This is a genomic window from Campylobacter concisus (assembly GCF_902460665.1).
Taxonomy (GTDB): Bacteria; Campylobacterota; Campylobacteria; order Campylobacterales; family Campylobacteraceae; genus Campylobacter_A; species Campylobacter_A concisus_AL.
The window spans coordinates 73,529-99,618 of sequence record NZ_CABPUR010000003.1 but is presented as its reverse complement, the minus strand read 5'-3'; the positions used below and the strand labels follow the sequence as shown (position 1 = coordinate 99,618).

Genomic DNA, 26,090 nt, shown 5'->3' with positions numbered 1-26,090 from the left:
ACAAAAAAGATCATTACGTAATGAAAGGTTTAAATCTTTTTGAAATTACAGATATGATAAACAACAATAGCGTTTTTATAACAAATATTAAAAACAACGATAAAAATTTAACTGTAACGGTTGTTAGCGATAATGAAAAAAGGATTACGCAGCTAATAAAAGATATTAGCAAGATGCCTAAATATTCAGTAAATACAAAAAAAATTAAAGAAGATAGGCAAAACAACGAGTATGAAAGTAATATAAGTATAGAGATTAGACAATGAGACAAGATGTTTTAAGTAAAATAGATAAGTATTTTGACGCAAAAAAACAAAGTGAAACAAATATAATTTTTTTGGGTTCAGCTTTAATTATTATTTATATTGTTTATATGCTTTGCTTTGATCCGTCGCAAGATTTTTATGATGAAAGACTTAATGCACATACTAAAATTAGCAATGATCTTACAAGAACAAGAGATTATTTAAGATCGACCAGCTCACCTAGTGGGGATAAAAATTTTAAAATAAATGAAGAGTCCAAAATACTTGAAGCGCTTAAAGGCAAATACTCTAGTGTTTTAAAATTTAATGCTCATTTTGACTCAAAGCTAAAAGAACTATCGTTTTTATTATTTAACGATCAAAATTGGGCAAATTTCTTAGACAATATCGTATCTTTAGCGAAGCAAAATAATATAAAAATTTTAGAGTTAAAAAGCGATATAAAAGAGCCAAATTTCCAAAAAATTGAGCAAATTTTAAATATTGACTTGACATTTTTGGGAGGTTTTAAAGATATGCTTTCATATATAAATGGTCTTGAAGAATCAAAGCTGGTAGTTGATCTTCATAAAATGGATGTAAATTCTACCCAAAAAGAGCTTGGCGCTAAGATCTCAATATCTGTTTGGGGGATGAAATACTAATGAAAATAAAAATTTTATTGGCTTTTTTCTTTTTAAATATTACTTTTGCTAATCAGCTTCAAGAGGAAATGGACTCTTATGATAAAATTTTTGAAAAAATAAAGGAAAAAAGAAGCGGTCTTAGCGATATTGAGCTTTCGAGCATAAAAAATCCTTTTAAACAAGAACCTATCAAGACGATAACAGATCAAAATTTATCAATTACTCCTCAGGCTTCAAAAGGGCTTAGTTTAAAAGCAATTTTATTAAATAAAGCAAATATTGATTCCAAGTGGTATGCTGTCGGTGATATTGTTGATGGTTACAAAATAGCCAATATTACTAGAAATAGTGTTTTTTTAGTAAAAGGCGATGAAAAACAAGAGCTAATTTTAAAAAATGGAAGTAAAAATGTTGAGATTAAAATTAAATAAAATATTAATAATAGGTGCACTATTTTGCTTAAATATGAATTATGCTAGTGCTAATGAGAGTAGTTGTTTAAGCAAGAATTTTAATATGAAAATTTCAGATGATGTTGCGCTAGTAGATGTGTTAAATCAGCTTTCAGAGATGTGTAACTTTAGCATTGTTGCAAAGGATACTTATAGCAAGACAGAACTAAAAGATAAAGTTTTTGGCGTTAATATCAGAAATATGAGTCTTAGCGAAGTTTTTGACCTGCTTTTAAGTGAGAAAAATTTAAGCTACGAGTTTTCAAATAATGTATTAAAAATTTCATCTTTAAAAACTCAAATTTTTAAACTAGATTATATAACTTCTATTAGAGAAGGAACTGCTGTCACCCAAGCTTCAGTGGATGCTACTCCATCTGAAATTTCTAGTGGTTCAAGTAGTAGCGATAATTCCCAAGATGATAGTTCCCAAGGCTCAAGCAACCTTATAAAAACTACTGAAAGGTTTGACTTTTGGGAAAAACTAGATGCTGAGCTTAAAGCTATTTTAAATAATAGTAGCGAACATATTACAGCACCTGATCCTATTATAAACCAAAATGCGGGACTTATCACTGTTACGGCCACTCCTTCTCAACTTAAGCGTGTCGAGAAATATATAGATGAAATGCAAAAAAGACTAAAAAAACAAGTAATTATTGATGTTTCTATTATTTCAGTTGAATTAAATAATGAATACAAACAAGGCGTTGATTGGAGTAAATTTGAACTTGGATTTAATACATACATTGGTAATTCAAGAAACAATCCGAGCTCAAGTGCTACTTGGACAAATAAAGGAAATAGCCTAAGTGATGGATTTGGACGTACATTAAATATTGCAGCTAATTTAAATTTCAGCCTTGATGGAATGATAAATTTTCTTGAAACAAATGGAAAGACAAAGGTTATATCAAGTCCAAAAGTAACAACACTTAATAATCAGCAAGCACTAATCTCAGTTGGTGATAACATAAACTACCGCGTTCAACAAAAGACTGACAATGGAAACAGCAATAGCGATAGGTTGACAACCACTTACAAACAATACTCTGTTTTTATTGGCATATTATTAAATCTATTACCAGAAGTCTCTGATAATAATAAAATAATGCTTCGAATCAATCCATCGCTTAGTAACTTCAAATATGCTGAAGACGATACGAGACAAAATGCGTTAAGAGAGATCGCTCCAGATACAGTACAAAAGAAACTCTCAACTGTCGTTCAAGTTGATAGCGGTGATACTATTATTCTTGGTGGATTAATAGGCCAGACAAAGGGTAAAAATAATACTTCTGTACCTCTTCTTTCTGACATCCCACTTATAGGTGGCGTCTTTAAAAGCACAAGAGACAACATAAAGACAACGGAGCTTATCTTTGTTATCACTCCTCATGTAGTTGATTTTGACAAAAAAAAGCCACTTAATCAATCATTAAAAGACTTAGGTTTTTCTAAAACGATCTATGAATAACAAGAATATTTATACAGATATAAAAGATATCTTTATCAACGAAGACGAAGTAGCTGATTTTGTTAATCTAGATAACTCGATCACTTGTTACAATAAGATCGTCTCGGCTCTAAAAAAGCCATTAAAACTTATACTTTTTTATGGTAAGCCCGGCAGCGGAAAGACCTTTTTGTTAAACAAGATAGCCTCTGATCTTCAAAAGGATAAAAAATTAATTTTTTTCCCACATCCTTTTTTTAGCGAGGCTACATTTATAGAAGCTCTTTGTGAAGATATATACGGAAATAAACTTGATAATATAAATAATTTTGAAAGTTTTGTTGCACTCTACTCAAAAGAATTTAAAAATAAAGATGAAATTTTACAAAATCAAATAGTCGTTATCTTGGATGAAGCACAACTTTATCCTACTGAATTGATCGAAAAAATAAGGCTAATGGCCGATACAAGATTATTTAAATTTCTATTTACGATTCATAAAACTGAAAATGAAGATGTGTTAGCAAAAGACTATTTTCAAACTAGAATTTGGGAGAGTATAGAGCTTGGAAGTGCAAACACGAATGAAATCATAGTTTATTTACAAAGAAAAATAGGACAAAAAGGCTACGATAAATACCTAAATTTTCAGAAAAAAGACTATGACAAAGCCTATGAGCTTTGTTGCGGAAATCTACGCACACTAAATAAAATTATGTATAAATTTTATGAAATTTGTGAATATTACGAACAAAATCAGCCATCAAAATTAAGTAGCGAGGACGTAAATATTAAAATTTTGACAATGTCTGCACTTGATACAGGAATAATTCATGCTTGAATTACAAGAAATTCAAAGACTAGAAAAGCTCTATGAAGAGTACGAAAAAAAGAATAAAAATAGCCTTTTAAAATTATTATCACATAAAAAGCTAGGTCTTTTAATAATTACGATCTTGCTAATTGCTTTTATCTTTGGTGCTTTTTTATTTTTCTCAAATGCTAAAAACAAAAAAGAGACAACTAGTACTCCAACTTTAATTGAGAAAAATTTGACAATACAAACAGATATAAAAGAAAAAAATATAACCTTTGCTGAAACTAATGTCAGCAAAAATATTTTAGAAGATGGCAAACAAAAAAGCGAGCAGGCAAAAGAGAGGTTTGAATCAGATAAAAAACAAGATGAGCTTGCTGAGAAAATAGCTAAAAAGCTAGAACAATCCATAAAACTAAATGAAGATAATAAAGAGCAGGCATCAGATAAAAAACAAAGAAGTGGTGGCGGTTGGCTAAAGCTAAATCTACCAACTGAAAATGAAAATATACAAAATGAACAGCCTCTACCAAATGAAGAGATAATAGAATTAGAACCAAAGGCAAAGCCAAAAATTGATATTCAAATTTCAAGTGAAAACAATGAAATTTCTATACTAAAAGAAAATTTTAATAAAAATAAAAATCCAGAAATCGCCCTTAAAATAGCAAGAAGATGCTATCAAGACAAAAGATATAGCGACACTATAAAATGGGCACTATCGGCAAATAATTTAGATAGTAGTATTGAGGAGTCTTGGGTTATGTTTGCTAAGGCAAAATATATGTTAAAACAAAAAGATGACGCATTGCGTGTATTAGAAGAATATAATAAAAATAAAAATAAGCCCGAGATAAATGAGCTAATAAATAAGATAAAAAGTGATACGTTGTGAAATTTTTGCTTGTTATATTTTTATCATTAAATGCCTTTGCGTTTGGGACGGCTGACATTAAAAGTTATTTTGAAAAAGCTGAATATCCTAAAATTTGTAATCAAAAAATACAAGATCTTTTAAAAGATTCACAAAATGAAGAATTTCTTAATATCTTTGGCATATCTTGCTTAAAAACAAATGATATAGATAGGCTCGCTCTTCCAGCAAGTAAACTATCAAAAACGCAAAGTTCAAGAGAGAATGCAGCATATTTTGCAGATATATTGCTTAAAAAAAAGTTACTGCTTCATGCTATCTTGGATGGGGCTGATATAAGCTATATTAGACTTCCAAAGAGCGATTACATTCTTTCATTTATATTTGATAAATTTGTCAAAAAAGAATACGTTGAGGAGCTTGGCGTATTTATTTTTGAAGAGCCAAATTCAGACACAAGATATGAACTTAGTACAATCGTTAGCCCAAATTTTGCAAAAATGATTTTAAAAATTTTTAAAAATGACGATCTTACTTCGCAGATTGAGTATAGATAAAGAGAAGAGATGAATAATTTAGAAAATTTAACGCTAAAAACATTAGAGCAACTTAATAAACTAAATGATGAGCAAATTTTAAAGATTATAGAGATAAAAAAGATAAATAAAAAAAGTCTTTTGGCTATTTTGCTTGAAGAAAATATGCTAGAAGAAGAGATTTTTTTTGAAATTCTATCTGATATTTATAGAAGAGGACACACTGACATTGATGAAATTTCAACTAGCCTTCAGATAGATCAAAAGCGCTTTATTCAATATGTATGTGATAAATTTAAAATCACATTTTTTGATCTTGATGATATAGATATCGACTACCGTATCAGTGAAAAACTAAGCACCTCGCAGCTAAAATCATATAATGCGATCCCTGTAAAAGAAGACGAGATAAGCGTTTATGTAGCTTTTAAAAATCCTTTTGACGTGATCATTCAGGATAAAGTTCAAAATTTATTTAACAGAAAGCTATTAAAAGTAGCTTGCGCAGATCCAGCCCAGATAGAAAAATATATAAATAAAATAGCTCTTAATGAAAGCATAAAGGACGTTATTACAGAGATCAGAAAAGAGCTTTCAAGCTCTAGCAGTCAAGGACAAAGCACAGAAAGCTCTGGAATTTTAAAGCTAATTGAGATAATTTTAAAAACATCTATTCAAAGCAGAGCAAGCGATATTCACATCGAGCCAACCGAGACAAACTGTATCGTAAGAAGTAGAATAGATGGTATGCTAAGTGAGACATTTATATTTGATAAAGATATCTATCCGCCGATGGTAAGCCGAATGAAGCTACTTTCCAATATGGATATCGCGGAGCGCCGTCGCCCACAAGATGGTAGATTTTCAGCTCAAATTTTAGATAAAGAGTACGATTTTCGTATCTCTACGCTACCTATCTTAAATGGCGAAAGCATAGTTTTAAGAATTTTGGACAAATCAAAAGTTATCATAAACATTGAAGACCTTGGTATGCATCCAGATAACTTTGCTAAGTTTAAAAAGAGTATGAAAGCGCCTTATGGCATCATACTAGTTACTGGTCCGACAGGATCAGGAAAAACGACTACACTTTATGGTGCATTAAATGATATAAAAAGTGTAAAAACCAAGATCATAACTGTTGAAGATCCGGTCGAGTATCAGCTAAATATGATCCAACAAGTACATGTCAATGAGAAGGCTGGGCTTACTTTTATCTCGGCTCTGCGCTCTATTTTAAGGCAAGATCCAGATATTATCATGATAGGTGAGATCAGAGATCAAGAGACACTTAGAATCGCTATTCAAGCGGCACTAACTGGCCACTTGGTTTTTTCTACACTTCATACAAATGACGCTATTAGCGCTTTGCCTCGTATGGTTGATATGGGCATTGAGCCATATCTAGTAAGTGGTGCATTAGTTTGCATAGAGGCTCAAAGGCTTGTAAGAAAGCTTTGTCCGTATTGCAAACAAAAAGTCACGCTATCTCAAAAAGCTCTTGATGAGATTAAGAAATTTCTTCCTGAAGATTATCAATTTTATAAAAGCGTAGGTTGCCAGCACTGCTCACAAACCGGATATCTAGGGCGTGAAATGATAAGCGAAATATTATCTATCAGCGATCATATAGCAAGTATCGTAGCAAACAACGCTTCAAAAGAAGAGCTTAAAAAGGCTGCCTATGACGAAGGCTTTATAGATATGTTCCATGATGGTGTTATACGCGCAGCAAATGGTGTAACAACGATCGAAGAAGTATATAGAGTTGCCAAGATATGAAATTTTACGAAATAGAATATATAAAAGATGGCAAACGCCAAAAGATGAGCCTAAAGGCCAATAGTAAAAATGATGTAAAAAATCGTGCAAATATTCAAGGCATGATAGTAAAGATAAAAGAAACTCAGGTCTCAAGCATTAACAATGATTTTTTGGACTTGCAAGAAAAATTTAACAAAATTTTCTCTTCTTCAAAAGTAAAAATTCCAGCTCTTGTTGCTACCATAAGGCAACTTAGCGTTATGACTAATGCTGGTATATCAATACATGATGGCATAAAAGAGACAGCAAATGCTACTGAGGATAAAAGGCTAAAAACAATATTTCAAACGCTAGACGAAGACCTAAATCAAGGTGCGAGCTTAACTCAAAGTATAGAAAATTTTCAAGAAGAGCTAGGCGATGTCACTGTTGCTATGGTAAGGCTTGGAGAGAGTACTGGTAATATGGCTGACGCATTATCAAAGCTAGCTGCTATCTTGCAAGAAGTCTGGGATAACCAGCAAAAATTTAAAAAAGCCATAAGGTATCCAATAACCGTAATATGCTCTATAATTTTGGCTTTTATTGTGCTTATGACATCAGTTGTTCCACAATTTCGAGAAATTTTTAGCCAGCTTAATGCAGACCTACCGCTTCCTACTAAAATTTTACTAAACATTGAATACATAATGAGCAATTATGGTATATACATAATAGTTGTTCTTGTCGCATTTGCTTTTTTGCTAAAAAGGCAATATTCAAATGATGAAAATTTTAGAGATAAGGTCGATAAATACCTACTAAAAGTCTATCTTGTGGGTAAGATAATATTTTTTGCAAATATGAGTAGATTTAATCTAATCTTTACAGAGCTTGTTCGTGCAGGACTTCCTATCGCTGATGCACTTGATACTGCTGTTGTAACTGTTTCAAATCAAGACATAAGAAATAAGCTAACTGCCGTAAAAGTACTGGTTGGCCGTGGCATAAGCTTAACCGAGGCCTTTAGGCAAACTGGGCTTTATGAGGGTATGCTTATACAAATGATAGGTGCTGGCGAACAAAGTGGTAGCTTAGATGACATGACACAAAAAGTTACTGATTATTATAGAGTGAAATTTAATGATATTATTGATAATATTTCAAACTATATTGAGCCGATACTACTAATATTTATCGCAGCTATGGTGCTTTTGCTCGCCCTTGGTATATTTATGCCAATGTGGGATATGGCAAAAGCTGTTAAAAATTAAATCAACATTTAAAGGAGTAAAATGCCTATAGAAAGAGAATATGGCGTTGATGAGAACGCATTTTTAGTTTCAAAAACAGATACAAAAGGAAGGATTACTTATTGCAACGAGCCTTTTTTAAATATCGTAGGAGTAAAACAAGGTGATCTCTTGGGAAAACCGCACAATATAATAAGGCACACTGATATGCCAAGAGTTATTTTCAAGCTACTTTGGGAACGCATACAAAATAAAGAGGAAATTTTTGCCTTTATTAAAAATAAAACTCTCAATGGTGGATTTTACTGGGTATTTGGTAATATCACAGCTTCACTTGATCAACAAGATAATATCGTTGGTTACTATTCTGTTAGACGTAAGCCAAATGCAAAAGCGATAGAGATCATAAAACCACTTTATGCAAAACTACTTGAGCTAGAACGAGATGGCGGTATCGAAGCATCTAAAAAATATTTATTTAATTTTTTGGAAGAAAAATCAACAAGCTATGATGAATTTATAAACAACTTACAAAGGCTCTAGATATGTTTAAGAAAAAATCAAATGCAATAAATGAGATTTTAAGTGTTGTCAAATCGGCAAGCAATGGCATACTAGAGCCTCGCATTGTAAATGTTGGAGAAAAGGACGAGATGTATGAAGTCGCCCTTGGCATAAATGATTTATTAGATCAAGTTGAGGCGCTTCAACGTGAAATTTCAACCTCAGTCCAAGCTGCACAAAACTCAAAAACATATAGAAATATATTTGTAGAAGGGTTTAGGGGTTTATTTAAACGAAATGCCATATCTATGAGCAAGGGTGTCACAGGCATAAAAGACGGCCAAAAAAGCAAGGTTAGAGGTCTTCTATCAAGCGAGCTTGACAAACTTGGAAACGGTATAAATGGTATAAATTATGTAAGAGATGATCTAAATGAAAGTATCAAAAATTTAAGCCAAACAGCAACAGATGCTAAACAAACTGCACAAATAGCAAAAGAAAATATGTCAAATATCGTCGAGCTTAGTCAAAACATGGGAGAGCTTGATGGTCTAGTACAAAGCTGCTCAAATGCTACTGGCATGCTAAGCACTAGGGTTTCTGAAATAAGCTCTATTTTAAATTTAATAAAAGATATTGCCGATCAGACAAATCTGCTTGCTCTTAATGCCGCCATTGAAGCTGCTCGTGCAGGAGAGCACGGACGTGGTTTTGCGGTAGTTGCTGATGAGGTAAGAAAACTAGCTGAAAATACACAAAAAGCTGCAAGCGACATAGAAGTCAATATAAAAACACTTCAGCAAGAGGTAAATGATATTGATGAAAATTCTAAAAAAATCGATGAAATTTCTAAATTAACTACACAAAATGTAGAAAATTTCAAAAAGGTATTGAGCGAGTTTAATGCAAACGCACAAAATACTGCTCAAACATCAAAATATGTCGAAAATAAAACCTTTGCTATAATCGCAAAAATTTCGCAAATCGCTTACAAAACTAAAGTGTACTCTGATCTTATAAACGAACAAGGATATAGTGAGGAAATACGTGATTTAGCGCAAAGTCTGCTAGATTGGTATGAGAACGAGAGTATAAGCGAACACAAGCAAAATAAAAATTTTGATAAGTCAAAAGAGCTTACATCGTCGCTAAATAATGAAATCAAACTCTTGCTCGAGAAGTCAGCCTCTGGCTACAACGAACAAAATTTGAATTATTTTGTTGATAAGTCTAAGAAAATAGAAGATCTAAGCGAGCAAATTTTTACTTCATATAACGAAATTTTTAAAGATAAAAACTGAAGTGTTAAATTATCTTTGATGTTTTTTGGGGTGGTCAAAAAATAACGCTTTTGCACCACCCTCTTTTAACTCACTAAATTTACATCCAAACTCAACGCAAAATATTCCAGAAGTTGGGATATTATCTATTGATGAATCGCTTAAATACTCGCAAATTTCAGTTATGCTTGGATTGTGCGTGATGATAAAAATTTCATCCAAACTCTCATTTATATTTTTAACAAATTTTAAAAGATCTTCAAAACTTATATCATAAAGCTCATCTATAAGACTGGTCTCTTCTTTAAATTTTAAAGTTTTAGCAATAATCTTTGCCGTTTGCTCGCACCTTCTAGCACTGCTTGAAAAGATAGCCCCTGGCATCACATCATACATTTTTAGTCTATTTGCCATAAATTTAGCGTCTTCTTTGCCTTTTTGACTAAGCTCCCTTAAGGCATCTTTTGCTCCGTCCTTATTCTCATCAACCGCTTTTGAATGTCTTATGAAATAAATTTTACTCACTATCTCTCCTTTGAGAAATTCTTTATCAAGCAAAGCTCTTCTTTGCTAAAACCAGCTTTTAAGCGATCTTGTTCATTAATCTCTCTAACATTTTTAAATGAATTTGGATACAAACTTAAGATAATGTCAAAGTAGCTATTTTCGTCAATACCCTCTTTTTTGCAAGCAAATTTAAACCATTTATCGCCTTTATAAACATGAGAGACTTCCTCCTTTAATATGACTTTCAGGCACTCAATGAGCTCTTCATTTTCACCCTCGCCTTCAAGCCTTTTTATAATATGAGCGTTTGCATCAAGCCCATTTGCCTCCATATATCTTGGCAGTAGCGCCATACGGCTAGTTAGACTACTTGAAGTCTTTTGAAGTGCGATAAAAAGCCCATCATGCACACTTAACTCGCCGTATCTACCGCCACGCTTTAAGAGCAAATTTTCTATCATGCAAAAGTGTCTGATCTCATCTTCAGCTACTTCTAGCCAGTCTTCATAAAATTCTCTTGACAAATTTCTAAATCTATAACAAGCATCAAGCGCGATGTCAATAGCACTAAATTCAATATGAGCTACCGAATGGATAAAATTTAAATTTTTATCCTTTGGCTTTACTTTTTTGTTTAGCTCTTTCATGCTAACTACTTCACAAAATTTTGCATAGCTTGGCGTTATTAGCTCGTTTGGTTTAGAGCTTTCACAAAAATTTATATTAAAATCTCGTTTAAATTTCTCATAAAATAGCTCAAATTTTAAAAATTTAAGCCCAATCTCGCCTTCATTTAAAATTTCCCAAATTTCATCAAAAAAATTCATATTTTCTCTTTATATAAATCTGTATTTACAAGTGTAAATTTATATAAATAATGCTTAAAATTTGAGCCTAGTGTTTGTTTTAAAAGGTTTTTAGTAAAAATTCCTGTTTATTTTGCTTTGCCATATCCAGCAAATCTATTTGCTGCCAAGCAACTTGAATTTGAACATCTTACAAGATAACTATTTATCTCTTGATTTCCTTTTAGATGCACATTTTTTTGTTTTAGATTCATATAGCTATGAATTATCTTTCCGCCAGAATTATGTATAAATTTTACCGTCTCATCGCCAAGAACAGCCGTAACTATGCCAACATGAGTGATATTTTTCTTATCTTTATTTTTCTGAACACCCTTGCCAAGAGTATTTGAGAAAAATACAAGATCGCCTATTTTTGGATTTTTATGAGTAATTAAATTTTTACTTTCATAAAAATTATAGATCGCTTTTGACTTTCTACCGCCATTATCGTAGTAGCGATTTATTGTCTTTTCATCAAAATACATATTTTGATACTTTGCATTTACGATAGAAACAAATCCTGAGCAATCACCACCTGCTCTTGTATTTAGGTATTTTTTAAAAAAAGAACCAAATTTTTTATCTTCTCTATCATTATCTTCATCTATGATTTCGCCAATCATTTGCTCGCTAAAATCAACGCTTGAAGTTACGGTCTGATTTGTTTCATTTTGCGGAGTTGTCGGTTGATTAGAAGTAAAAGAACAACCTGTAAAAAATATAATGCTAAGTATAAAAAAGATTTTTTTATTTATTGAATTTGACATATTTATATCCAAAAAATTTAGTGTTTGCAATTTTAACTTTTAAACGTAAATGAACCGGAAATAGTGCTTTGCTTTCTTTATTCTAAGTTAAAAAGCAATATAATATCGGCAAAAAACATATTTTCTTAAGGCAAAAAACAATGATGCACTATTTAAAGATAAAAGGAAATGCCAAATTAAGTGGCGAAGTAAAAATAAGCGGTGCCAAAAATGCTGCTCTACCGATCATCGCCCTAACCTTACTTGCAAAAAAAAGTGTAAATTTAACAAATATCCCAAATGTCGCTGATATAAAAACACTTTGCCAACTGCTAACCAACCTAGGAGCAAAGTGCGAATTTAAAGATAAAAACTCACTAAGCATAGACACAAGCTGTGTAAGCTCGACGACTGCAAACTATGATATCGTTAGAAAAATGCGCGCTTCTATCTTAACTCTTGGACCGCTTCTTGCACGTTTTGGCCACTGCGAAGTGAGCCTACCTGGAGGATGTGCGATCGGACAAAGACCTATTGATCTGCATCTAAATGCGCTTGAAAAAATGGGAGCAAATATCGAAATAAAGCAAGGCTACGTCATTGCAACAGCACCAAATGGCCTAAAAGGCGCAAAGATCGTTTTTGATAAGATCACCGTAACTGGCAGCGAAAATATCATCATGGCTGCAGCTCTAGCGCACGGCACAACAGAGCTTTTTAACGTAGCACTTGAGCCTGAAGTGGTGCAAATTTGTGAAATTTTGACTAAGAGTGGCGTTAAAATAGAGGGCATCGGTACAAGTGAGCTAAAGATAACCGGAAGTGGCCAAAAATTGCTTGAAATTTGCGATATTGAAGTCATCCCTGATAGGATCGAAGCTGGCACATATCTTTGTGCTGGAGCTATAACAAATAGCAAAATTTCAGTCACAAAGGCAAATGCTGCACACATGACAGCCATTTTAAATAAATTTGAAGAGATGGGCTTTGGTATCGAAGTAGACGGCGATAAGATCACGATATTGCCAGCAAAAGAGATAAAACCAGTAGAGATAAGAACCACTGAGTATCCGGGCTTTCCAACAGATATGCAAGCTCAATTTATGGCGCTTTGCCTTGCAGCAAATGGTGTTAGCACGATAGATGAGAGACTTTTTGAAAACCGCTTTATGCACGTTAGCGAGCTTGCTAGAATGGGAGCGGATATTAAATTAAACGGACATATCGCAAGTGTTTATGCACCAGCTAAGCTAAACGCAGCCGATGTAATGGCAACAGATCTTAGAGCAAGCTCAGCGCTGATACTAGCTGCTCTTATAGCAAATGGTGAAAGTTTGGTACATAGAATTTATCACCTTGATAGAGGATATGAAAATTTAGAAGAGAAATTTCAAGGCCTTGGTGCAAATATTACTAGGCTTGAGGAGTAAAAATGCTACTAAATGATGCATTAGATGCGCTTAAATCTAAATTCAAATTAAAAACAGATAGTGAAATTTTACCTATTAGCATGACTCTTGGTAAAACATTGGCAAATGATGTAGTGGCGGTAAAAGACTTACCATGTTTTGATAACTCTGCGCTTGATGGCTTTGCTGTGAAATTTGAAGATAAAGATAAGCCATATAAAATAGTTGCAAGTGCCTTTGCAGGCGATAAAGAGCAGCTAAGCATCGGCAAAAATGAGTGTGTTAAGATAATGACTGGCGCGAAGATGCCAAAGGGTGCTGATACTATCATAAAGATTGAAGATTGTGTTGTTGATGGAAATTTTATAAAAGCACCAAATAATCTTAAAAAAGGTGATGGATATCGCTTTAAAGGTGAAGAGGTAAAGATTGGTGAAATTTTGCTAAAAAGTGGTGAGGTCTTAAACACTAGAGGCATAATGATGTTAGCAGCACAGGGTATAAGTTTTATAAATGTAAAAAAACAGCCTAGTGTTGGAATTTATTCAAGTGGAAATGAGATCATCGAGCCTTGGCAAAGAGCAAGCGAGGATGAAATTTACAATGCGAATGCTTTTGGCATCGCTGCACTTTTAAGATCTATTGGACAAGATAGCTCATATCTTGGCATCATAAAAGATGAGCTAAGTGCTGTCAAACAGGCATTTTTAAATGCTACAAATTACGACATTATTATCTGCTCTGGTGGGGCAAGCGCTGGTGAGGCTGACTTTATGAAAATGGCTCTAAGCGAGCTTGGATACAATGAAATTTTTTCACATATTGATATAAGACCTGGCAAACCTTGCAAGGCTTATGAAAAAGATAGCAAACTTATTTTTGTCCTTCCTGGAAATCCAATGGCAGCTTATGTTTGCATGATGATGCTTGTTTTGCCTCTTTTAAAAGAGGATTGCTTTGTGATGCAAAATGCTACAAATGCACAAAATTTAAAGGTAAAATCAGGCAGGATCAATGCCATTTTTGGAAATATTGAAAATGATAAATTTATAGCAACAAATGGTGGAAAATACGGCTCTGGCATGATAGATCATATTTTAAAAAGCACTTTTATGTTTTTAACTAGCCCAGATCAAAGCGAAATTTTGCAAAATAGTGAAATTTCTCTTATAAAACTTCCATAAAATCTTGACAAATGAAAAACAATCTGATAGAATGCGGACTTCATTTTAACTGCGGGAATAGCTCAGGGGTAGAGCACAACCTTGCCAAGGTTGGGGTCGCGAGTTCGAATCTCGTTTCCCGCTCCATCTTTTTTATACTCTTTTTTTTATTTTCCACAAAACTTTTTGCAAATGAAGTCAGCATTTATCCAATGTATTGCGTTCTAAATGATCAAATTTCACTTAGTACTTTTGGCTTTGAAGGCGAAGACAATGAAATTTTAAACTTAGGGGGCAAAAGAGCTGCTAAGATAGATAGCAAAAAACTCTATGAAATTCTAACAGCAAATTTTAAAACATATAATGACAAAAGCGGTGGAAGCGTTGCCTTTGTGAAAAACTGCTCTATTATGGATGAGATTCAAATGCAATTTTTAAGATCAATTAGCGATGAATATCCTGGTATCAGCATAAGTGATCTTAGCATCAGCCCACAAAATAAGCTTCCAGCAAATTTCAAAGAGCTCGTCCTAAAAAATATCTTTTTAGGTGATCAAAATAGTCAAAAAGGTACATTTAGAGCATCATTTGAGGATGTTGATCTGAGTCTAAAAAGTATCTATTTTAAATTTAGCTTTAACGCTAAGATGCCAGCCTTCATAGCAATAAATTCAATGAATACAAACCACATTTTAAGCCTACTTGACTATCTGCCAACGATGATTGAGTTTGGCAAATGGCCAAAAGATGCACTTTCTAGCTCAAATAGCTTAGCTCTTATAACAAAAGTGCAGATAAAAAGCGGTGAAATTTTAACCAAGCGTCAGTTTAACGCCATAAGCTTAGTCAAAAAAGGTCAAATGCTAAATGCAGTTTTAAGCGAGGATGGCGTTAAGATAATAGCTGAAGTAAAGGCACTTGAGGATGGAAATTTAGGTGATATGATAAAGATAAGAACAAAAGATAATAAAATTTTACAGGCCACAGTTTCAGGCAAAGATGAGGCAGTTATCAGATGAAAAAGGTAGTTTTTGCAGCCACTGGAGCAAGCGGGGCTGGACTCTTTTTAAAGCTTGTCAAGGCAGCCAAAGATAGTTGCGAGGCGCATGTCATAGTTAGTAAAAATGCCATGAAGGTTTTGGAAGCTGAGGAAAATTTGAAGCTAAATTTAGATGATCTTGGCGTAAAAATTTATGACGACCAAGATCTTGGCTCAGGCCCGGCTTCTGGCTCATTTGGTGCTGATGCTATGATCATAGCACCCTGCTCTACTAATACTTTGGCAAAGGTTGCAAACGGCATAAGTGACACGCTCATCACAAGGGCCGCAAGTGTCGCGCTAAAGGAGAGACAAAGGCTAGTTTTGGGAGTTAGAGAGATGCCGTTTTCCACGATCACGCTTTCTCAGATGCAGCTTCTCTCATTTCTTGGAACTATCATCGCACCGCCAGTTTTAGGCTACTACGCAGGCATAAAGAGCCTTCATGATATGGAAAATTTCATCATTGGCAAGTGGCTTGATGCTTTAAAAATTGAAAATAATCTTTACAAAAGGTGGCAAATTTGAAAAAATCTTGCATCTATCCAGGTACATTTGATCCCATTACAAACGGCCATTTAGACGTTATCATAAGGGCTACGAAAATTTTTGACAAGGTAATCGTCGCAGTTGCAAAAAGTGATAGCAAGCAGCCGATGTTTGCACATGAAAAACGTATCGAAATGGCAAAAGAGGCAGTTTGCGAGCTAAAAAACGTAAGCGTTCTTGGCTTTGATAACTTGCTTGTTGATTTTGCTAAATCGCACGGCATAAACACCGTCATCAGGGGACTCCGCGCGGTTAGCGACTTTGAGTATGAGCTACAAATAGGCTACGCAAATGCTGCACTTTGGGACGAATTTGAGACGGTTTATCTTATGCCAAGCTTAAATAACGCCTTTATCTCAAGCTCGATCGTCCGCTCAGTCTTGCGCCACGACGGCGACGTGAGCAACCTGGTGCCAGCAAAAATTCTAAAAAATTTAAAGGCGTAAAATGTATGTTTTATTTGAAGGCATTGACGGCGTTGGCAAGAGCACGCAGATAGAAATTTTAGCTTCTAAATTTAGTGATGCCATCGTCACAAAAGAGCCTGGTGGCACGCAGCTTGGTCAAAATTTGCGAGAAATTTTACTAAGCTCAAACATAAAAATAGGCAAAAGGGCTGAAATTTTACTCTTTTTAGCCGACAGGGCTGAGCATTTTGAAAAGCTGGTTGCTCCAAATTTAAGCAGGCTCATTTTAAGCGATAGAGGCTTTATCTCAGGCATTGCCTATGCTTTAGCAAATGATGAGAACTTAGATGAAAGCGTGCTTTTAGAGCTTAATAAATTTGCGCTAAATGATAAATTTGCAGATAAGATCATCTTTTTTGAAGCAAGTCTTGAGCTTATAAGCTCGCGCTTAATAGAAAGAGGCACAAGTGATAAGATCGAGGCTCGTGGGCTGGAGTATCTTTTAAAAGTGCAAAGCCTAATGAAACAAATTCTTATCAAAAATGGCTTTGAAACGCTTTTTATAGACGCATCTAAAAGCATAGAGCTAATTTCAAAAGAGATAGAAAATTTTATAAATTTTAAGTAAAATCACAAAAAATAAAAAAAGGATAATGCGATGATAACGGCACTTCGTGGCATGAAAGATATGCTTCCAGCTCGCGCTAAACTTTACGCACGGATAATCAAAACCTGCGAGGAAGTCGCAAAAAACTACGGATATGAGCAAATTTTAACCCCACACCTCGAGGAGACAGCACTTTTTAAAAGAAGTGTCGGCGAGAGCAGTGACATCGTGGGCAAAGAGATGTATCAGTTTGAAGACAAAGGTGGCAACGACGTTTGTTTGCGTCCTGAGGGCACGGCTGGCGTGGTTAGAGCGTTTATCGAGGCAAAACTTGACAGGGCAAATGTGACAAAACGCTGTTTTTATCACGGCTCGATGTTTCGCTACGAGCGCCCACAAAAAGGCCGTTTAAGAGAGTTTCACCAGTTTGGCTGCGAGTGCTTTGGCGAGGGCAGTGTTTACGAGGATGCGAGCATTATTTTGATGGTGAGCGAAATTTTTAACAGGCTAAATATCAAAACAACCCTAAAGATAAACTCGCTTGGTGACGAGAGCTCGATGAAGTCTTACAAAGAAAAACTTGTCAAATTTCTAGATGAAAATGACGGTAGAATTTGCGAGGACTGCAAAAGACGCAAGCTTTTAAACCCTATCCGCGTGCTTGACTGCAAGGTCGAGAGCTGCCAAGAAATTTATAAAAACGCTCCAGTTATCACTGATAGCTTAAGCTGTGAGGCGCAGGCTGATTTTACAAAACTGCAAGAAATTTTAACCGCAAATGGCGTTAAATTTGAGATAGATACAAAGCTCGTTCGTGGGCTGGACTACTACTGCAAGACGGCGTTTGAGTTTATAAGCAATGAGATCGGCTCACAAAGTGCAGTCGCAGGTGGCGGCAGATACGATAGGCTGGTCGAGTACCTTGGCGGTAGAGCAAGTTATGGCGTTGGCTTTGCGATGGGCGTTGAGAGGATAATGGAAATTTTAGGTGAAGCTGGGGATGAGCGAGACGGGATTTATCTTTGCGCGCTTGATGCGCTAAATTTAGACTTTATCTATGCGCTTGGCTCAAAACTTCGCAAAAAATATCAGGTCGAAATTTCTTATGAAGCTAAAAAACTTCAAAAACATCTGCAAAATTCCGACAATAAAAATGCAAAAATTTTCCTTTGCGTTGGCGAAAATGAGATGAAAGAGAATAAAATTTGGTATAAAAATTTAGAGACCAAAGATGAAAAAACGATAAATTTAGATGAGCTTGAAAAGGAGCTTGGATGAATGATTTTGGACTTAGCATTTGGGGCAATTCAAATTTTGTTATAGAAGATGGCAAAGTCTGTATAAATGCAGCCAGCAAACCAGCGATCATAGACATCGTAAAAGAGATAAGAGACGATGGCTACAGAGGGCCACTACTACTTCGCTTTCCGCACCTTATCCAAAAGCAGATCGAGCAGATCCACGCAAGCTTTGCAAAGGCAAAGAAAGAATTTGCCTACAAAGGCAGCTTTAATGCCGTTTTCCCGCTTAAGGTCAATCAATATCCTGGCTTTGTAAAAAACCTAGTTCGCCTTGGCAAGCCCTACAACTACGGCCTAGAGGCTGGTAGCAAGGCTGAGCTACTTCTAACTATGGCTTATAACAACGACAAAGCGCCTATAACAGTAAATGGTTTTAAAGATAAAGAGATGATAAACATAGGCTTTATCGCCTCTGAAATGGGGCATAACATCACGCTAACGATCGAGGGCTTAAACGAGCTTGAAGCGATAATCGCCATCGCAAAAGAGCGCTTTAAACCAAAGCCAAAGATCGGACTTAGGGTAAGACTGCACTCGACAGGCTCAGGACTTTGGGCAAAAAGTGGCGGCATACACTCTAAATTTGGACTAACATCAACTGAGCTAATAGAAGCTGTAAAGATGCTAAAAAAGGCAAATTTACTTGAAAATTTCACAATGATACACTTTCATATCGGCTCTCAAATAAGCGAAATTCACCCGCTCAAAAAAGCACTCATCGAGGCTGGTAATATCTACGCTGAGCTTAGAAAAATGGGTGCCTCAAATTTAAAAGCTATAAATTTAGGCGGTGGCCTAGCGATCGAGTACTCGCAGTTTAAAGAAGAAAGCAGCAGAAACTATACATTAAACGAATATGCAAACGACGTTGTTTATATGCTTAAAACCATAAGCGAGCAAAAAAAGGAGATTGAGCCAGATATTTTCATAGAGTCAGGTCGCTACATCGCCGCTTCTCACGCACTTTTAGTCGCCCCTGTGCTTGAGCTATTTTCTCAAGAATACACCGAAGAGAAGCTAAATTTAAAGAAAAATAATCCAAATTTAATAACCGAGCTAGTCGATCTTTATAAATCAATCAAACCTTCAAACGCCCTAGAATACCTGCACGACGCCATCCATCACACAGAAAGCGTTTTAACACTTTTTGACCTTGGCTATGTTGATCTTCAAGATAGATCAAACGCCGAGGTGCTTTTAAGGCTCATTAGTAAAAAGGCTGTCGTAATGCTTGGCAATAAAAGCAATTCAAGCGATCTGGCCAAAATTCAAAAAGAGGTTCAAGAGAGATACTTGCTAAATTTCTCTATTTTTCAAAGCTTGCCTGACTTTTGGGGACTAAAGCAAAATTTTCCTATCATGCCACTTGATAGGCTCGATGAGCGCCCTACTTTGCCAGCTTCGATCTGGGACATCACCTGCGATAGCGACGGCGAGATCAGCTATGATGACGAGAAAAACCCACTGCTTTTGCACGACGTGGATGTAGAGAAGGAGGATTATTTCTTGGGATTTTTCCTAGTTGGCGCATATCAAGAGGTGATCGGTATGAAGCACAACCTCTTTACCCACCCGACAGAAGCTACCGTGGAGATAACAAGCGATGGCTACAAAATTATAAATTTACTAGAGAGCCAGTCGATCCTTGATATCATGGAGGACATGGACTACGATATCTACGAGATCCAAGACACTCTAAATGAACGCTTAGAGAAATCAACTCTGATAAACGAAACACAAAAGAAGCAAATTTTGGGTGAGCTTTATCTATTTTTAAATGATAATAGCTACCTAAAGACAATCAACTAAAAAGGAAAATAATGCAACTAGCAAACAGAATGCAAACATTAAGCGAATCAATCACAATCGCGATCAGCACAAAGGCCAAAGAGATGAAGGCTGCTGGCATCGACGTGATCTCACTTTCAGCTGGTGAGCCTGACTTTATGACTCCAAAAAAGATAAGAGAAACTGTAAAAAACGCACTAGATAACGATAGCAAAAGCGGCAAATACACGCCAGTGCCGGGCCTGCCTGAGGTTATAGACGCCATTAGAGCAAAGCTAAAAAGAGATAACGGACTTGACTACAAAGCAAATCAAATCGTCACAAACATCGGCGCAAAACACTCACTTTTTAATGTGTTTCAAGCGCTTATCAACCCAGGTGACGAGGTCATCATCCCATCTCCATACTGGGTTAGCTACCCTGAGATCGTTAAATTTTGTGGCGGCGTGCCTGTCTTTATCGAGGCGGACGAGAGCACAAATTTTAAAATCACAGCCGAACAGCTAAAAAAAGCGATCACGCCAAAAACAAAGGTCTTTTCGCTAAATCACCCGACAAACCCAACTGGAGCTGTATATACGAAAGAGGAGATCGCGGCATTTGGCGAGGTTTTAAAGGGCACTGATATCATAGTTACAAGCGATGAAATTTATGAAAAAGTGATCTATGGCAAAGAATTTCACGCAGTGGCTTCAGTGAGCGAGGATCTTTTTAAAAGAACAGTCACGATAAATGGCCTAAGCAAGTGTGGCGCGATGCCTGGCTGGAGATTTGGCTACATAGCAAGCTCGATGGACTGGCTAATTGCTGGCATCAAAAAGCTTCAAAGTCAAAGCACAAGCAACATCAGCTCAATCGTGCAAATAGGCGCTATCCCGTCACTTCTAGGCGAAACTGACGAAGACATCGAAAGCATGAGAAAAGAGTATGAAAGAAGACGCGACGTAGCAGTTGAAATGATAAATGCTATCCCTGGGCTAAGCGTAGTTAAGCCCGATGGCGCGTTTTATCTATTTGTAAAATGTAAAGAAGTAGACGGCAACTCGCTTAGATTTTGCAAAAAGATGCTTGAAGAGGTAAATGTAGCGACCGTGCCAGGTGTGGGCTTTGGCATGGAGGGATATTTTAGAATTTCTTTTGCGACAGACATCGAGAGCATAAAAAAAGCGATCGAGAGGATCGCAAATTTTGTAAAAAGCTACAAAATTTAATGATCAAATTTAGAGTAAATGGCAAAATTTTCGAGCTTGAAAACGATATAAATGTTTATGATTTTTTAGCTCAAAATGGCTATGAGCTTAAATTTATAGCCCTTGAGCGAGACGGAGAAATTTTGCCAAAAAAGCTTTGGAGTGAGCACTTTATGAGCGAGGGCAAAGCTTATGAGATCGTCACTTTAGTTGGCGGTGGATGAGGAGAAAATGATAGAGATAGTACTAAATGGCGCAAAATTTAAGGTGCCAGTAAAAAGCCTTGGCGAGCTAAAAGAGCTTGCGCTTGGCGATAAAGAGAGTGAAATTTATAAATTTTTAGAGAAATTTAACGCTACAAAGCCTGACATTTTTATCGTTGATGGCTTTGCTATAAAAGAAGATAGCGAGCTAAAAGATGGCTCAAACGTCGTATTTATAAGGCGTGGCGTGATGCCTGAGCGTGAAGTTTTACGCGCGATGATCGCCTCACGAAACAGCCCTGAGTTAAATTTGGCCCTAAGTAAAGCGGTGATAGGCGTAGCTGGACTTGGCGGCCTTGGCTCAAATATCGCGCTAAGCCTAGCTAGAGTTGGCGTAAAAAAGCTGGTACTTGCCGATTTTGACGTCGTGGAGCCAAGCAATCTAAACCGCCAGCAATATTTCGTCCGTCACATCGGTATGAAAAAGACGCAGGCGCTTAAAGAGCTGATAAATGACGTAAACCCCTTTGTTGAGGTAGAAACTCACGATATATTTTTAGATGAAAAAAACGTGGCTAACGTCTTTGGCGAGTGTGAAATTTTATGCGAAGCCTTTGACAATGTCGCTGGCAAGGCGATGATACTAAACGAAGCTGGCGCAAGCTTAAAAGATAAAAAGATCATCGGCGCCTCTGGCATGGCAGGATACTTTAGCTCAAATCTCATAAAAACCATAAAATTTGCCAAAAATGTCTATCTTTGCGGCGACCTCACAAACGAGGCAAAGATCGGTCAAGGGCTCATGGCACCACGCGTTGCGATCTGCGCAAATCACGAGGCAAATTTGGCCATTAGACTACTTATGGGCTTGGAGGCGTAAGTGCAAAGTGATAGTTTGATCCTTGGTGGCAAGGAGTTTCAAAGCCGCTTTATCCTTGGCTCTGGCAAGTACTCGCACGAGCTCATCGACTCAGCCGTAAACGAGGCTGGCGCGCAAATTTTAACCCTTGCTCTTAGGCGCATAAACGAGAGTAAAGAGCGAAATATACTTGACTTTATCCCAAAAGGCGTGACGCTTCTGCCAAACACAAGTGGCGCTAGAAACGCCAAAGAGGCCGTTCGTATCGCCCAGCTCGCACGTGAGCTTGGATGCGGCGAGCTTGTTAAGATAGAGATCATAACTGACTCTAAATTTCTCTTTCCAGACAACGCTGAAACCATAAAAGCGTGCGAAGCCTTGGCAAATGACGGCTTTGTGCCAATGCCATATATGTTTCCAGATCTAAATGCCGCAAGAGCGATGCTAAGTGCGGGGGCAAGCTGCATAATGCCTCTAGCTGCACCAATTGGCTCAAACCAAGGGCTAGTTTTTAAAGATATTATTGAAATTTTGATAAATGAGCTTGATACACAAATCATCGTAGATGCTGGCATCGGTAGGCCCTCACAAGCGTGCGAAGCGATGGAGATGGGAGCGGCTGCGATCATGGCAAACACAGCCATAGCCTCATCTAAAAACATCCCGCTCATGGCAAGAGCTTTCAAAGAGGCGATCATCGCTGGTCGCAACGCCTATCTAGCAGGCCTTGGTGCAAAGAGTAAAAGCGCAAACGCCTCATCTCCGCTCACTGGATTTTTAGACTGATGAAATTTACAAGAACCGACCACATGCAGCTACTACCTCACATGCAGGATGTTGGTAGCGATATCATGGATGAGATTTTAAAAGAGCGAGCGAGCTACAAACCTGAAATTTACACCGAAGCGGACGTAAAAGCAGCTCTAAATGCAAAGCACTGCTCGCTTGAAAATCTAAAAGCCCTACTCTCGCCTGCCGCAGCGCCATTTTTAGAGCAAATCGCCCAGCTTGCTCAGGCAAAGACAAGGGCAAATTTTGGCTCAAACATTACGCTTTTTACTCCGCTTTACATAGCAAACTACTGCGATAACCTCTGCGTTTATTGCGGCTTTAATGCTAAAAATAATATAAAAAGGGCAAAGCTAAGCGACGAGGAGATCACAAGGGAGCTAAGAGAAATTTCAAAGAGTGGCTTAGAAGAAATTTTGATCCTAACTGGCGAGAGTGAGACTAACTCAAGTGTCGCCTACATCGCAAACGCCTGCGCTTTGGCAAAGAAATTTTTTAAAGTCGTTGGGGTTGAAATTTACCCGCTAAACTCTGAGGGCTACGCCCTGCTTCACAAAAGTGGCGCAGACTACGTGACCGTCTTTCAAGAGACCTATAATCCCACAAAATACGAGAAAATCCACCTTGGTGGCAATAAAAGAATTTTCCCATACCGCTTAAATGCGCAAGAGCGAGCGCTTCTTGGAGGCATGAGAGGGGTTGGCTTTGCCGCACTCCTTGGTATAGATGACTTTAGGCTTGATGCCTTTGCGACCGCACTTCACGCAAGCTTAGTTCAAAAAAAGTATCCGCACGCTGAGATCGCATTTTCATGCCCAAGACTTCGCCCTATCATAAACAACGACCGCATCAATCCACGCGATGTGGGCGAGCGCGAGCTTTTACAAGTGATCTGTGCTTATAGAATTTTCATGCCAACAGCTAGCATAACGATCTCAACCAGAGAAAAGGCGAAATTTCGCGACAACGCCGTAAAGATCGCCGCAAACAAGATAAGCGCTGGCGTAAAAGTGAGCATCGGCGCTCACGGCGAAGAGAAAAAGGGCGACGAGCAGTTTGAGATAAGCGACGACAGAAGCGTGGATGAGATAAAAGCAATGATAAAAGCAAACGGCCTAGAGCCATTGATGAGCGAGTATGTCTTTGTTTAAAATTCTCTGCGTGGCTGACTTTGATAGCTATGAGGGTAATGATTTTTTAAAAAGGATCCAGCTACTTTGCAAGAAGGCTGGCGTGGATGAAATTTTGCTTCGTGCAAAGGGGCTAAATGAAGCTGATTTTTATGATCTTGCTAGGGTTGTGGCTCAAATTTGTGAAAACTACCGCAAGAAATTTATCATTAATCAATTTTTTGACGTAGCTTGCAAGCTAAAGAGTGACTTTTGGCTCACTTCAGCGCAGCTTGATTTTTTTAAAAATCACGGCGTTTTTTTAGATGAATTTAGAAAAACAGCAAAAATTTACGCCCCAGCTCACGACCTAGAACAAGCTAAAATTTCAGCCTCTATCGCTGATGTGCTGGTTGCTTCTCATATATTTGCCACCTCTTGCAAGGCAGATTTAGAGCCAAAGGGGTTAAATTTTATAAGCGAGCTAAAAAGCTTTAATAAAGAAATTTACGCACTTGGTGGACTAGATAGCGGGAACTACAAAGAGGTCATAAAAGCTGGAGCAAACGGCATTTGCTTCATGAGCCTAGCAATGAACGGCGATATGGAGCTTATAAAAAAGATAGCAGAGAGCAAAAACGGCTCGTAAAATTTTACTCATTTTTGCTAGCGATATATGTTTTTATATCAAATATAAGTAGCGTCACAAGCGATGGCAGCATATAGGAGTTTAGCACTAAAAGCAGCGACTTTGTCAAATTTGACTTTATTAAAGTCTCTATGTCAAAGCTGCTGTTGTAGTTAAAAAAATATAGCAAGGCAAACTCGCTAACAAGAACTATGCGAGTGATCTTTAGCAAGATGTCATTTCCCAGTCTTGCAAATTTATCATCGACCACAAGCGACAAAGTGATCCAGCCAAGCAGCCAAATTGAGCAGGCTAAAGCATAAACAGTAATGCTTTCATCAAATTTTTCAAGTAGTAAAAATACCAAAGGTTGCAAAAATACAAGGCTAGCGATAAACCAAAGAAGTGAGCTAAAGGCTAGCAGGCAAACACAGCCAAAGATAGAAATGGCAGAGATAAAGCCAAAAACCTCTAACCCAAGATAGTAGGCCAGCGCATAGGATAAAAAAGAAAAAACAAGCCAAATTTTAATAACAAGTCGCCACCTATTTGCAAAGGCAGTGGCTTTTAAATTTAGGCTATCTGTCAAACTCATTTACGAGATTTTCTTTTGTTTTGGGCGGAAAACTTTCATCACGTTTTCATCAGTCTCGATAAATGCACCCTCTATAAGATCGATGCAGTATGGCACCGCTGGGAAAACTGGCTCCAAGCACTCTTTTATCGCCTTTGGCTGGCCTGGTAAATTTATGATTAGCGCATGACCTCTAATACCTGCTGTTTGACGTGAAAGGATCGCTGTTGGGACGTATTTTAAGCTAGTCGCTCTCATCAGCTCACCAAAGCCTGGCATCATCTTCTCACAAACTGCCTCTGTTGCCTCTGGAGTGACATCTCTAAGAGCTGGTCCAGTGCCTCCAGTCGTTAGCACAAGATCGCAATCAAGCACATCTATCATGTGTATGAGCCTTTCTTTTATTAGCTCAAACTCATCTGGTATAACTTCGCAAAAATATTCTTTTTCGCTCACTATCCAGCTATCAAGCACTTCACGTATGGCTGGGCCAGACTTATCTTCGTAAATGCCACCACTTGCACGATCTGATAATGTTAAAATTCCTATCTTTGCTTTCATCTTTTA

The 26,090-nt window shown here is 36.9% G+C and carries 29 protein-coding genes, 1 tRNA gene and 1 pseudogene; 26 read left to right on the top strand and 5 right to left on the bottom strand.

Features of this window, described 5'->3' with window-relative positions:
* Window positions 1–20 precede the first annotated feature (20 nt).
* The 11 genes and pseudogenes from F3G66_RS09645 to F3G66_RS09825 all read left to right on the top strand — a co-directional run.
* Window positions 21–266 (top strand): hypothetical protein, encoded by a 246-nt coding sequence (locus F3G66_RS09645; protein WP_223154237.1) that lies wholly within the window; start codon window positions 21–23, stop codon window positions 264–266.
* Entirely contained in the window at window positions 263–910 is a 648-nt protein-coding gene (locus F3G66_RS07395) for a pilus assembly protein PilO (RefSeq protein WP_149707665.1), read from the top strand. Before F3G66_RS09645 ends, F3G66_RS07395 begins: the two co-directional genes overlap by 4 nt.
* A complete protein-coding gene (locus F3G66_RS07390; RefSeq protein WP_149707664.1) occupies window positions 910–1,323 on the top strand; it encodes a hypothetical protein in 414 nt (137 codons plus the stop codon). Before F3G66_RS07395 ends, F3G66_RS07390 begins: the two co-directional genes overlap by 1 nt.
* Window positions 1,301–2,821, top strand: coding sequence for a pilus (MSHA type) biogenesis protein MshL (mshL, locus tag F3G66_RS07385; protein WP_084107949.1), 1,521 nt, complete (start codon window positions 1,301–1,303; stop codon window positions 2,819–2,821). Before F3G66_RS07390 ends, mshL begins: the two co-directional genes overlap by 23 nt.
* Window positions 2,814–3,641 carry an ATP-binding protein gene (locus tag F3G66_RS07380; RefSeq protein ID WP_149707663.1) on the top strand — a complete coding sequence of 276 codons (828 nt, stop codon included), beginning with the start codon at window positions 2,814–2,816 and terminating at the stop codon, window positions 3,639–3,641. Before mshL ends, F3G66_RS07380 begins: the two co-directional genes overlap by 8 nt.
* Entirely contained in the window at window positions 3,634–4,512 is an 879-nt protein-coding gene (locus tag F3G66_RS07375; RefSeq protein ID WP_149707662.1) for a transformation system protein, read from the top strand. The genes F3G66_RS07380 and F3G66_RS07375 overlap by 8 nt, the downstream gene beginning before the upstream one ends.
* A complete protein-coding gene (locus tag F3G66_RS07370; protein ID WP_149707661.1) occupies window positions 4,509–5,048 on the top strand; it encodes a hypothetical protein in 540 nt (179 codons plus the stop codon). Before F3G66_RS07375 ends, F3G66_RS07370 begins: the two co-directional genes overlap by 4 nt.
* 9 nt (window positions 5,049–5,057) lie before the next feature.
* Window positions 5,058–6,809: a GspE/PulE family protein gene (locus tag F3G66_RS07365; protein WP_087580060.1), complete on the top strand. Its 1,752-nt coding sequence runs from the start codon at window positions 5,058–5,060 to the stop codon at window positions 6,807–6,809.
* Complete coding sequence (locus tag F3G66_RS07360; protein ID WP_103579980.1) at window positions 6,806–8,044, top strand: type II secretion system F family protein; 1,239 nt, start codon at window positions 6,806–6,808, stop codon at window positions 8,042–8,044. The genes F3G66_RS07365 and F3G66_RS07360 overlap by 4 nt, the downstream gene beginning before the upstream one ends.
* Before the next feature lie 21 nt (window positions 8,045–8,065).
* The gene (locus F3G66_RS07355) at window positions 8,066–8,566 is read left to right on the top strand and encodes a PAS domain-containing protein (protein WP_021091396.1); all 501 of its coding nucleotides are present in this window, start codon (window positions 8,066–8,068) and stop codon (window positions 8,564–8,566) included.
* A gap of 572 nt (window positions 8,567–9,138) precedes the next feature.
* Window positions 9,139–9,828, top strand: a pseudogene (locus F3G66_RS09825) (methyl-accepting chemotaxis protein); the annotation flags it as partial.
* Window positions 9,829–9,837: 9 nt separating this feature from the next.
* Here the strand turns inward: F3G66_RS09825 and F3G66_RS07345 are convergent.
* The 3 genes from F3G66_RS07345 to F3G66_RS07335 form a co-directional block, all read right to left on the bottom strand.
* Window positions 9,838–10,332, bottom strand: coding sequence for a SixA phosphatase family protein (locus F3G66_RS07345; RefSeq protein WP_149707659.1), 495 nt, complete (start codon window positions 10,330–10,332; stop codon window positions 9,838–9,840).
* On the bottom strand, window positions 10,332–11,141 hold the full coding sequence (locus F3G66_RS07340) for a ferritin-like domain-containing protein (RefSeq protein WP_149707658.1): 810 nt from the start codon (window positions 11,139–11,141) through the stop codon (window positions 10,332–10,334). The genes F3G66_RS07345 and F3G66_RS07340 overlap by 1 nt, the downstream gene beginning before the upstream one ends.
* 107 nt (window positions 11,142–11,248) lie before the next feature.
* On the bottom strand, window positions 11,249–11,929 hold the full coding sequence (locus tag F3G66_RS07335; RefSeq protein WP_072594208.1) for an NlpC/P60 family protein: 681 nt from the start codon (window positions 11,927–11,929) through the stop codon (window positions 11,249–11,251).
* Between the two features lie 140 nt (window positions 11,930–12,069).
* On the opposite strand from F3G66_RS07335, the gene murA reads away from it, so the two are divergent.
* The 15 genes from murA to F3G66_RS07260 all read left to right on the top strand — a co-directional run bounded on the left by murA (window position 12,070) and on the right by F3G66_RS07260 (window position 24,970).
* The gene (gene murA, locus F3G66_RS07330) at window positions 12,070–13,338 is read left to right on the top strand and encodes a UDP-N-acetylglucosamine 1-carboxyvinyltransferase (protein WP_149707657.1); all 1,269 of its coding nucleotides are present in this window, start codon (window positions 12,070–12,072) and stop codon (window positions 13,336–13,338) included.
* 2 nt (window positions 13,339–13,340) lie between these two features.
* Window positions 13,341–14,501 (top strand): molybdopterin molybdotransferase MoeA, encoded by a 1,161-nt coding sequence (locus F3G66_RS07325; protein ID WP_149707656.1) that lies wholly within the window; start codon window positions 13,341–13,343, stop codon window positions 14,499–14,501.
* A 51-nt stretch (window positions 14,502–14,552) separates the two neighbouring features.
* Window positions 14,553–14,627: transfer RNA gene (locus F3G66_RS07320), tRNA-Gly, on the top strand.
* Between the two features lie 65 nt (window positions 14,628–14,692).
* Window positions 14,693–15,499, top strand: coding sequence for a flagellar basal body P-ring formation chaperone FlgA (gene flgA, locus F3G66_RS07315; RefSeq protein WP_149707655.1), 807 nt, complete (start codon window positions 14,693–14,695; stop codon window positions 15,497–15,499).
* Window positions 15,496–16,047: a UbiX family flavin prenyltransferase gene (locus tag F3G66_RS07310; protein ID WP_149707654.1), complete on the top strand. Its 552-nt coding sequence runs from the start codon at window positions 15,496–15,498 to the stop codon at window positions 16,045–16,047. Before flgA ends, F3G66_RS07310 begins: the two co-directional genes overlap by 4 nt.
* Window positions 16,044–16,514 carry a pantetheine-phosphate adenylyltransferase gene (coaD, locus tag F3G66_RS07305; protein ID WP_012001782.1) on the top strand — a complete coding sequence of 157 codons (471 nt, stop codon included), beginning with the start codon at window positions 16,044–16,046 and terminating at the stop codon, window positions 16,512–16,514. The genes F3G66_RS07310 and coaD overlap by 4 nt, the downstream gene beginning before the upstream one ends.
* Before the next feature lies 1 nt (window position 16,515).
* Entirely contained in the window at window positions 16,516–17,103 is a 588-nt protein-coding gene (gene tmk, locus F3G66_RS07300) for a dTMP kinase (protein WP_149707653.1), read from the top strand.
* Between the two features lie 30 nt (window positions 17,104–17,133).
* Window positions 17,134–18,360, top strand: a complete 1,227-nt coding sequence (gene hisS / locus F3G66_RS07295; RefSeq protein WP_149707652.1) for a histidine--tRNA ligase — start codon at window positions 17,134–17,136, stop codon at window positions 18,358–18,360.
* Complete coding sequence (gene speA / locus F3G66_RS07290; protein ID WP_149707651.1) at window positions 18,357–20,192, top strand: biosynthetic arginine decarboxylase; 1,836 nt, start codon at window positions 18,357–18,359, stop codon at window positions 20,190–20,192. Before hisS ends, speA begins: the two co-directional genes overlap by 4 nt.
* Window positions 20,193–20,203: 11 nt before the next feature.
* Window positions 20,204–21,382 (top strand): pyridoxal phosphate-dependent aminotransferase, encoded by a 1,179-nt coding sequence (locus F3G66_RS07285; protein WP_149707650.1) that lies wholly within the window; start codon window positions 20,204–20,206, stop codon window positions 21,380–21,382.
* The gene (gene thiS / locus F3G66_RS07280) at window positions 21,382–21,585 is read left to right on the top strand and encodes a sulfur carrier protein ThiS (protein ID WP_149707649.1); all 204 of its coding nucleotides are present in this window, start codon (window positions 21,382–21,384) and stop codon (window positions 21,583–21,585) included. Before F3G66_RS07285 ends, thiS begins: the two co-directional genes overlap by 1 nt.
* Before the next feature lie 7 nt (window positions 21,586–21,592).
* On the top strand, window positions 21,593–22,444 hold the full coding sequence (gene thiF, locus F3G66_RS07275; protein ID WP_149707648.1) for a sulfur carrier protein ThiS adenylyltransferase ThiF: 852 nt from the start codon (window positions 21,593–21,595) through the stop codon (window positions 22,442–22,444).
* Window positions 22,445–23,209 carry a thiazole synthase gene (locus F3G66_RS07270; protein ID WP_009293788.1) on the top strand — a complete coding sequence of 255 codons (765 nt, stop codon included), beginning with the start codon at window positions 22,445–22,447 and terminating at the stop codon, window positions 23,207–23,209.
* Window positions 23,209–24,363: a 2-iminoacetate synthase ThiH gene (thiH, locus tag F3G66_RS07265; RefSeq protein WP_149707647.1), complete on the top strand. Its 1,155-nt coding sequence runs from the start codon at window positions 23,209–23,211 to the stop codon at window positions 24,361–24,363. The genes F3G66_RS07270 and thiH overlap by 1 nt, the downstream gene beginning before the upstream one ends.
* Window positions 24,350–24,970, top strand: coding sequence for a thiamine phosphate synthase (locus F3G66_RS07260; RefSeq protein ID WP_223154236.1), 621 nt, complete (start codon window positions 24,350–24,352; stop codon window positions 24,968–24,970). The genes thiH and F3G66_RS07260 overlap by 14 nt, the downstream gene beginning before the upstream one ends.
* 4 nt (window positions 24,971–24,974) lie before the next feature.
* Here the strand turns inward: F3G66_RS07260 and F3G66_RS07255 are convergent, their stop codons facing one another.
* Window positions 24,975–25,544: a nitrogen fixation protein NifR gene (locus F3G66_RS07255; protein WP_087577011.1), complete on the bottom strand. Its 570-nt coding sequence runs from the start codon at window positions 25,542–25,544 to the stop codon at window positions 24,975–24,977.
* A complete protein-coding gene (gene mog, locus F3G66_RS07250; protein ID WP_149707646.1) occupies window positions 25,545–26,084 on the bottom strand; it encodes a molybdopterin adenylyltransferase in 540 nt (179 codons plus the stop codon).
* Window positions 26,085–26,090: the final 6 nt, after the last annotated feature.

Coding starts and splice junctions, on each gene's coding strand:
- F3G66_RS07325 (WP_149707656.1), top strand. CDS start 13,341: ATGCTACTAAATGATGCATTAGATGCGCTTAAATCTAAATTCAAATTA.
- F3G66_RS07340 (WP_149707658.1), bottom strand. CDS start 11,141: ATGAATTTTTTTGATGAAATTTGGGAAATTTTAAATGAAGGCGAGATT.
- F3G66_RS07390 (WP_149707664.1), top strand. CDS start 910: ATGAAAATAAAAATTTTATTGGCTTTTTTCTTTTTAAATATTACTTTT.
- murA (WP_149707657.1), top strand. CDS start 12,070: ATGATGCACTATTTAAAGATAAAAGGAAATGCCAAATTAAGTGGCGAA.
- F3G66_RS07360 (WP_103579980.1), top strand. CDS start 6,806: ATGAAATTTTACGAAATAGAATATATAAAAGATGGCAAACGCCAAAAG.
- F3G66_RS07310 (WP_149707654.1), top strand. CDS start 15,496: ATGAAAAAGGTAGTTTTTGCAGCCACTGGAGCAAGCGGGGCTGGACTC.
- F3G66_RS09645 (WP_223154237.1), top strand. CDS start 21: ATGAAAGGTTTAAATCTTTTTGAAATTACAGATATGATAAACAACAAT.
- tmk (WP_149707653.1), top strand. CDS start 16,516: ATGTATGTTTTATTTGAAGGCATTGACGGCGTTGGCAAGAGCACGCAG.
- F3G66_RS07375 (WP_149707662.1), top strand. CDS start 3,634: ATGCTTGAATTACAAGAAATTCAAAGACTAGAAAAGCTCTATGAAGAG.
- F3G66_RS07260 (WP_223154236.1), top strand. CDS start 24,350: ATGTCTTTGTTTAAAATTCTCTGCGTGGCTGACTTTGATAGCTATGAG.
- thiF (WP_149707648.1), top strand. CDS start 21,593: ATGATAGAGATAGTACTAAATGGCGCAAAATTTAAGGTGCCAGTAAAA.
- F3G66_RS07255 (WP_087577011.1), bottom strand. CDS start 25,544: ATGAGTTTGACAGATAGCCTAAATTTAAAAGCCACTGCCTTTGCAAAT.
- F3G66_RS07365 (WP_087580060.1), top strand. CDS start 5,058: ATGAATAATTTAGAAAATTTAACGCTAAAAACATTAGAGCAACTTAAT.
- thiH (WP_149707647.1), top strand. CDS start 23,209: ATGAAATTTACAAGAACCGACCACATGCAGCTACTACCTCACATGCAG.
- F3G66_RS07380 (WP_149707663.1), top strand. CDS start 2,814: ATGAATAACAAGAATATTTATACAGATATAAAAGATATCTTTATCAAC.
- mshL (WP_084107949.1), top strand. CDS start 1,301: ATGTTGAGATTAAAATTAAATAAAATATTAATAATAGGTGCACTATTT.
- F3G66_RS07335 (WP_072594208.1), bottom strand. CDS start 11,929: ATGTCAAATTCAATAAATAAAAAAATCTTTTTTATACTTAGCATTATA.
- thiS (WP_149707649.1), top strand. CDS start 21,382: ATGATCAAATTTAGAGTAAATGGCAAAATTTTCGAGCTTGAAAACGAT.
- flgA (WP_149707655.1), top strand. CDS start 14,693: ATGTATTGCGTTCTAAATGATCAAATTTCACTTAGTACTTTTGGCTTT.
- speA (WP_149707651.1), top strand. CDS start 18,357: ATGAATGATTTTGGACTTAGCATTTGGGGCAATTCAAATTTTGTTATA.
- hisS (WP_149707652.1), top strand. CDS start 17,134: ATGATAACGGCACTTCGTGGCATGAAAGATATGCTTCCAGCTCGCGCT.
- mog (WP_149707646.1), bottom strand. CDS start 26,084: ATGAAAGCAAAGATAGGAATTTTAACATTATCAGATCGTGCAAGTGGT.
- F3G66_RS07285 (WP_149707650.1), top strand. CDS start 20,204: ATGCAACTAGCAAACAGAATGCAAACATTAAGCGAATCAATCACAATC.
- F3G66_RS07395 (WP_149707665.1), top strand. CDS start 263: ATGAGACAAGATGTTTTAAGTAAAATAGATAAGTATTTTGACGCAAAA.
- F3G66_RS07355 (WP_021091396.1), top strand. CDS start 8,066: ATGCCTATAGAAAGAGAATATGGCGTTGATGAGAACGCATTTTTAGTT.